Origin of the sequence: Streptomyces sp. NPDC048254 (assembly GCF_043201895.1) — a bacterium.
In the GTDB taxonomy this organism is placed as follows: Bacteria; Actinomycetota; Actinomycetes; order Streptomycetales; family Streptomycetaceae; genus Streptomyces.
In genome coordinates, this window is the sequence record NZ_JBICZJ010000033.1 from 71,640 (window position 1) to 77,730 (window position 6,091).

5 protein-coding genes and 1 pseudogene are annotated in these 6,091 nt (G+C 72.0%); 3 read left to right on the forward strand and 3 right to left on the reverse strand.

The window, feature by feature from the left end; translation table 11 throughout:
* Position 1 precedes the first annotated feature (1 nt).
* Positions 2 to 802, reverse strand: a complete 801-nt coding sequence (locus tag ACGFZQ_RS49630; protein WP_393846099.1) for an SAM-dependent methyltransferase — start codon at positions 800 to 802, stop codon at positions 2 to 4.
* A 263-nt stretch (positions 803 to 1,065) separates the two neighbouring features.
* Here ACGFZQ_RS49630 and ACGFZQ_RS49635 point away from each other — a divergent pair, with 263 nt between their 5' ends.
* Complete coding sequence (locus ACGFZQ_RS49635) at positions 1,066 to 1,455, forward strand: cold shock domain-containing protein (RefSeq protein WP_351736365.1); 390 nt, start codon at positions 1,066 to 1,068, stop codon at positions 1,453 to 1,455.
* A gap of 267 nt (positions 1,456 to 1,722) precedes the next feature.
* Here ACGFZQ_RS49635 and ACGFZQ_RS49640 read toward each other — a convergent pair.
* Positions 1,723 to 2,508 (reverse strand): annotated as a pseudogene (locus ACGFZQ_RS49640) (response regulator transcription factor); the annotation flags it as partial.
* A complete protein-coding gene (locus ACGFZQ_RS49645) occupies positions 2,505 to 3,740 on the reverse strand; it encodes a sensor histidine kinase (protein ID WP_393846100.1) in 1,236 nt (411 codons plus the stop codon). The gene ACGFZQ_RS49645 and the pseudogene ACGFZQ_RS49640, both read right to left, overlap by 4 nt.
* 212 nt (positions 3,741 to 3,952) lie before the next feature.
* Between ACGFZQ_RS49645 and ACGFZQ_RS49650 the strand changes: the two genes are divergently transcribed.
* A complete protein-coding gene (locus tag ACGFZQ_RS49650; protein WP_382532327.1) occupies positions 3,953 to 4,537 on the forward strand; it encodes a hypothetical protein in 585 nt (194 codons plus the stop codon).
* A 101-nt stretch (positions 4,538 to 4,638) separates the two neighbouring features.
* A complete protein-coding gene (locus ACGFZQ_RS49655; protein WP_393846101.1) occupies positions 4,639 to 6,000 on the forward strand; it encodes a carotenoid oxygenase family protein in 1,362 nt (453 codons plus the stop codon).
* Positions 6,001 to 6,091: the final 91 nt, after the last annotated feature.

Sequence of the window (6,091 nt, forward strand, 5' to 3'; positions counted from 1 at the left end):
ATCAGCCCTTCTTGACGGCCACCCCGCCGTAGAAGCCGATGTCCTGGGAGCCCTCCGGCGGGGTGGCGTCCGGGCGCCAGAACGGAACCTGGATCACGCCGGGTTCGACCAGTTCGAAACCGTCGAAGAACTGCTCGATCCGGGCCCGGGGGCGCAGGTTCATCGTGGCGGTCGCGTTGTTGTAGACGGCCTGGGCCTCGCTGCGGTCGTCGGCGAAGTCGTCCGTGGCGTGCGAGAGCACCAGGAAGCTGCCGGCCGGGAGCGCGTCGCGCAGGGTGGCCACGATCCGCTCGGGATCCTCCGCGTCGCGGATGAAGTGCAGGATGGCGACGAGGAACAGGGCGACGGGCTGGTCGAAGTCGATGATCCGGCGGACCTCGGGGTGCTCCACGACGGACCGCGGGTCACGCAGGTCGGCGAGGACGATGCTGGTGGTGCCGGCCCGGTTGAGCAGCGCGTCGCCGTGTGCCTTCACGATCGGGTCGTTGTCGACGTAGGCGACGCGGACGTCCGGCGCGGCCTTTTGGGCTATCTCGTGCACGTTCGGCGAGGTGGGCAGCCCGGTGCCGACGTCCAGGATCTGGCGGACCCCGCTGTCGACGACGTGCCGGACGGCGCGCTGCAGAAAGCCGCGGTTGGCCCGTACCGAGATCCACACCTCGGGCGCGACGGCGGCGAGCTGGTCACCGGCCTTGCGGTCCACGTCGTAGTTGTCCTTGCCGCCCAGCAGGTAGTCGTAGATCCGCGCGGGATGCGGCTTGCTGGTGTCGATCTCCACGGGGCGAGTACCGTCCTGCGTCACGTGTGCTCCTCTCGATGACCGCCCCGGCCCCCCTTGGCACACCGACGGCTGGCGACAGCTTTCCATATCAACTTCGGTGCCCGTGCACCGAGTTCCGGCTGCGGACCGGACCCCGAACGCCCCTGTCGCGACGTGACGGTCTCTGTCGGCGGCGCCGCCCGCCGGGGGCCGGCCGGTGGGCGGAGTCGCCTGGCCGGGGGCGATCTGACTACCATCTGGCCCAGGTGCCCGGGCAGGTGGTCCGGATTGGTTGGGGGTTTCTCATGGTCAGTGGTCGTGTGGTGCGGTTCGACAGCACGCGCGGGTACGGTTTCATCGCTCCGGACGGTGGCGGAGAGGATGTCTTCCTGCATGTGAACGACATGCAGATGCCCGAGTCCTACGTCCGCCCGGGCGTGGCTGTGGAGTTCGAGATCGAGAGCGGCGAGCGCGGGCCGAAGGCGTCCGGTGTCCGGCTCGCCCGGGGAGCCGACGTCCGGACGCTCGGTCCGGACGACGATTCGCTCTGCGATCTGCTGAGCGCGGACGAGTTCACCCGCGAGGTCACCGAGACACTGCTGGCGTCGGCGCCCACGCTCACCGCCGAGGAGATCGTGCGGGTCCGCGGCGCGCTGGCCCAGTTCGCGAAGAACCACGGCTGGATCGAGGGCTGACCCGCCCACGGCGGGCAGGGCGGCCGGCTCAGGCGTCGCGGGAGCCAAGCAGCCGTCCGCCGGCCGTGAGGGCGGCGACCGCCCAGAGCGCCAGTACGCCCAGTCCCTGCCAGGGGCCGACAGGGTGCCGACGCCGGCGGTGGTCTGGACGGCCAGCCCCGCCGTCATCGGCGCGATCTGCTGGACACGGCGCTGCCAGTCCGGGTCGGCGATCACCTGGGCGAGGATCGGAAAGACGAACAGCAGGGCCAGGACGACACCGATGGCGGTGCCCGAGCTCCGCACGGCGAGCGCCAGGCCCAGGCTGAGCAGGCCGATCAGGACCAGGTAGAGGATGGAGCCGACCGCGGCCCGCAGGGTCGGTCCGTCGGTCAGCGACAGGGCCGGGTATCCGTGTGCCGCGGTGAAACCCCGGCCCGGCCCGGCCAGCCGCCCGATCACCAGCGAGCCGAGCACCGAGACGGTCGCGGCCACCAGCGTCACCGCCGTGAGGACGGCGGCCTTGGCGGACAGGACCGTCAGCCGGCGCGGGACCGCCGTGAGGGTCGTGCGCATCATGCCGGTGCCGTACTCGTTGCCGACCATGAGGACGGCGACGACCGCGACCTGGCCGGCCATGACCCCGGTCAGGCACAGCCGCGCCGGGTCACCGCCGCAGCCGGCGGCATCGCACCGGGACGTCGACGTCACCCCGGCGCCCACCGCCACGGTCAGCGCGATCACGCCCGGCAGCAGCCAGACGTTGGCCGCGTCGGTGCGCAGCTTCGTCCACTCCGCGTGCCCGGCGCGCCTCATACGTCCCTCCGGCGCAGCAGCACGACCCCGGTGCCGAACGCGGCGGCCGCGTAGCCGCACAGGACCGCGAAACCGGCCCAGGGCGTGAGCGGGAAGTATCCGGACGACGGCGCGTAGACGGACCGCCTCGGTGCCGTCGGACGCGGTGCCGACGACGGTGAAGTCGGGCTGGGAGTCCAGCAGCGCGCCGAAGCCGGTCCGGACGACCAGGTGGTCGTCGGCGATCACGACGCGGATCGGCGGGGTGGTGTCGTTCATGCGCTCTCTTCCGTGCGGGCCTCGTTGCCGTCGGGCGGCGGTACGGGGAAGCGGGCCGCCACCAGGAAGCCGCCGGCGTCCGGCGCGCCGGTGCGGACCTCGCCGGCCACCGTGGCGGCCCGTTCCCCCATGCCCGACAGGCCGTGTCCGTCGGCCGTTCGCCCCGGGGCGGGGCCGGGGCCGTTGTCGCGGACGCGCAGGTGCAGGCGGTCGTCGGCGTAGTGCAGTTCGATGTCCACGGCGGCGCCCGGCGCGTGTTTGCGGGCGTTGGTGAGGGACTCCTGGACGATGCGGTAGACGGCGAGTTCGACGCCGGGGTCGAGGGCGCGGGGGTAGCCGCTGAGGACCAGGCGGACGGCGGTTCCGGAGGCCGTACGGGCCTCGTCGAGAAGTTCGTTGAGGTGGCCGAGGTCCGGCTGGGGACTGCGCTCGCCGCCGGTGCCGGACCCGGTGTCCGCACGCAGGACACCGAGCAGCCGGCGCGTCTCGTTGAGCGCGGCGCGGGCGGTGTCCCCGATACCGAGGAGGCGTTCGGCGCCCTGGGCGGGCATGCCCGGAGTGGCCACCCGGGCCGTCTCGGCCTGTACGGCGATCATCGAGAGGTGGTGGCCGACGACGTCGTGGAGTTCACGGACGATCCGGGCCCGCTCGCCGCGCGCCGCGTTGTCCCACTCGGTCACGGCCATGACCCGGCGTACGGCGGTGTGTTCACGGTCGTGGTCGGCGGCCCGCCCGGCGAGTCCGGCGCAGGTGGCGCAGGGGGCGAGGACCGCCAGCAGCACCGCACGGGTGTCCGTGGACGGCGCCAGCGCCAGGGCGAGGAACGGCGCGCCGAGGAGCAGCGCGGGCAGCGCGGCACCGGTACGGGCCAGCCGGTACTGGGCGACGGTCTGGGCGGCGAAACCCGCGACCGTCAGGGTGTGGAGGATCGTGAAGGAGCCGAGGCTCGCGGTGGTGACCGTGACAGCGGCCGTCAACGGGCGTAAGAACGCCAGTGGTAGCGCCGTCGACAGGCAGAACAGCCCCAGCACCAGGGCGAATTGCACTCCCCCGGCTCCTTCGGAGGCCCGGTCCGCGAGCATCCGGGGGACGGAGCCGTGCCCGGCGACGAACTCCGCGAGGGACTCGCTGACCGCGAGGATCCCGAGCAACACGGCCCAGGTGTACGGCAGTTGTGCGATCCGGCGCAGCGTCCGACGCCGGTTGTCCCGCCATGCCCCCGCACGCTTCACGCCGGTCAGTATGGCAGCGGACGCGTCCGGCGGCCCGCCGGCGGGACTTTGCGGGCCGCTGCGCGACCACCGGAACCGCGCCGTGACGAGGGTCACACTCCCGGCGTCGAACTTTGGCTCTCGCCCTGCATCTAGTCCGCGTCGGTTCACAGAGCGGCTGCGGAGCAACCCCCCTCCGGGGCCGTCCCGTCCATTCAGCAAGGAACAACTCAATGGGTTTTGTGGCTTATCTGCGCGGCTTCGTCCCCTGGATCGTCGCCGGTGTCGTCTCGGGCGTCGTCGACTGGCGCTGGGGTGCGCTCGGCGGTCTCGTCTCGGGGCTGCTGCTCCTGCTCCAGGACCTCCGTCGAGGGGTCGACCTCGACGCGCTGATCCTCGAGGCCAGCACCATCGTGTACTTCGTCGTCATCGGGGCCGTCTCCGTCGCGGACCCGGACTCGTCGCTCCAGGACCACTCCGACGTCCTCTCGTTCGTCTGGCTGGGCGCCACCGCCTGGGGCTCCCTGGCGATCCGCCGTCCCTTCACGCTGGGCATCGCCAAGCGCCAGACGCCCCGCGAGTACTGGGACATGCCGGAGTTCCTCCAGGTCAACAACCACATCACCAGTGCCTGGGGAGCCGGCTTCACCTTCATCGCGGTGAGCCTGGCCATCGGCAACGCCGTGGACGCCCCGGCGTGGGTGGGCATCACCGCGCATGTCGTCGGCCTGGTCGGCCCGATCGTCTTCACGAAGGTGTACCCCGAGCGGGCCCAGCGGCGCCTGCTGGAGTCCCAGGGCCTGACGTCCACCGTCTGACCGTCCACCGCGGGCGGCCGTGGAACCCCTCGCCGCGGCCGCCCCGCCTGATCCAGAACACGGCCGGCAGTGCCCGGCCCGGGCCCGAAAAGGAAAGCAGCATGACCGAAGAGACCACCCTCCCCCTGTACCTGCGGGGCCGCTTCGCCCCGGTTCCCGAGGAGCACAGCGCCCGCGACCTCACCGTGCGCGGGACCCTCCCGCCCGATCTGGACGGCCGCTATCTGCGCAACGGCCCCAACCCGCTGCCCGGCGAGGACAAGGGGCACTGGTTCACCGGCCCCGGCATGCTGCACGGCATCCGGCTGCGCGACGGCCACGCCGAGTGGTACCGCAACCGGTGGATCCGCACCCGGGAGCTGGAGGGACATCCGTTCGTCCGCGCGGACGGCAGTGTCGACCTGGCCGCGACGCCCGGCAACACCCATGTCATCCGGCACGCGGACACGGTGCTGGCCCTGTGCGAGGTCGGCCTGCCCTACTGGGTCACCCCGTCGCTGGAGACCGTCGGTCCCTACGACTTCGGCGGTCGGCTGACCACCTCGATGACCGCCCATCCGAAAGAGGATCCGATCACCGGTGAACTGCACCTGTTCGGTACCGGGTTTGCCCCGCCTTACCTCACCTACCACCGGGTCACCGCGGAAGGGGAGCTGCTCGACAGCCGTCCGATAGCGGTGCCGGGGCCGACGATGATGCACGACTTCGCCATCACCGAGCACCACATCGTGTGGATGGACCTGCCCGTCGCCTTCGACGCGGACCTCGCCGGACGCGGCGGCATGCCCTACCGGTGGGACGACGGCTACGGCGCCCGGCTCGGCATCATGTCCCGCACGCCCGGCAGCACCGACGTGCGCTGGTTCGACATCGATCCCTGCTACGTCTTCCACGTCGGCAACGCCCACGAGGACGAGCGGGGGCGGATCGTCCTCGACGCGGTGCGCTACGACCGCCTCGGCTTCGACCACGCCTGGGGCGACATCGGCGGGCCCACCGGTCCGGCCGTCGTACCGGAACCGGGTCACACCGGCGCGACCGCCGTGCTGTACCGCTGGGCGCTGGACCCGGCGACCGGGCAGGTCACCGAGTCCCAGCTGGACGACCGGGACGCCGAGTTCCCCACCCACAACGAGACCCTCACCGGCCGCGCGAACCGCTACCTGTACACCGTGTCGGGCGAGGGCATCGCCAAGCACGACCTGACGGGCGGGGGCAGCGAGCTGCACGCGACGCCCGGCGCCCGGTACGCGGGCGAGGCGGTGTTCGTCCCGGCGGCGGACGGCCGGAGCGAGGACGAGGGCTGGCTGCTGTCGCTCGTCTCGAACGACGACGGCGAGGCCGGCGAACTGCTCGTCCTCGACGCGCGGGAACTTTCCGTCCAGGCGGTGGTGGAGCTGCCGTACGCCGTCCCGGCCGGTTTCCACGGAAGCTGGCTGCCGGAGCTCACCGAAGAGGCCTAGGCCGTTTCTGATGGCTCTTGGTTGGGTGGGTGGATCTCGTGGTTGGCCGGGCAGGACGCCCGTATGGTGCGGCGACACGAGCTCACGGACT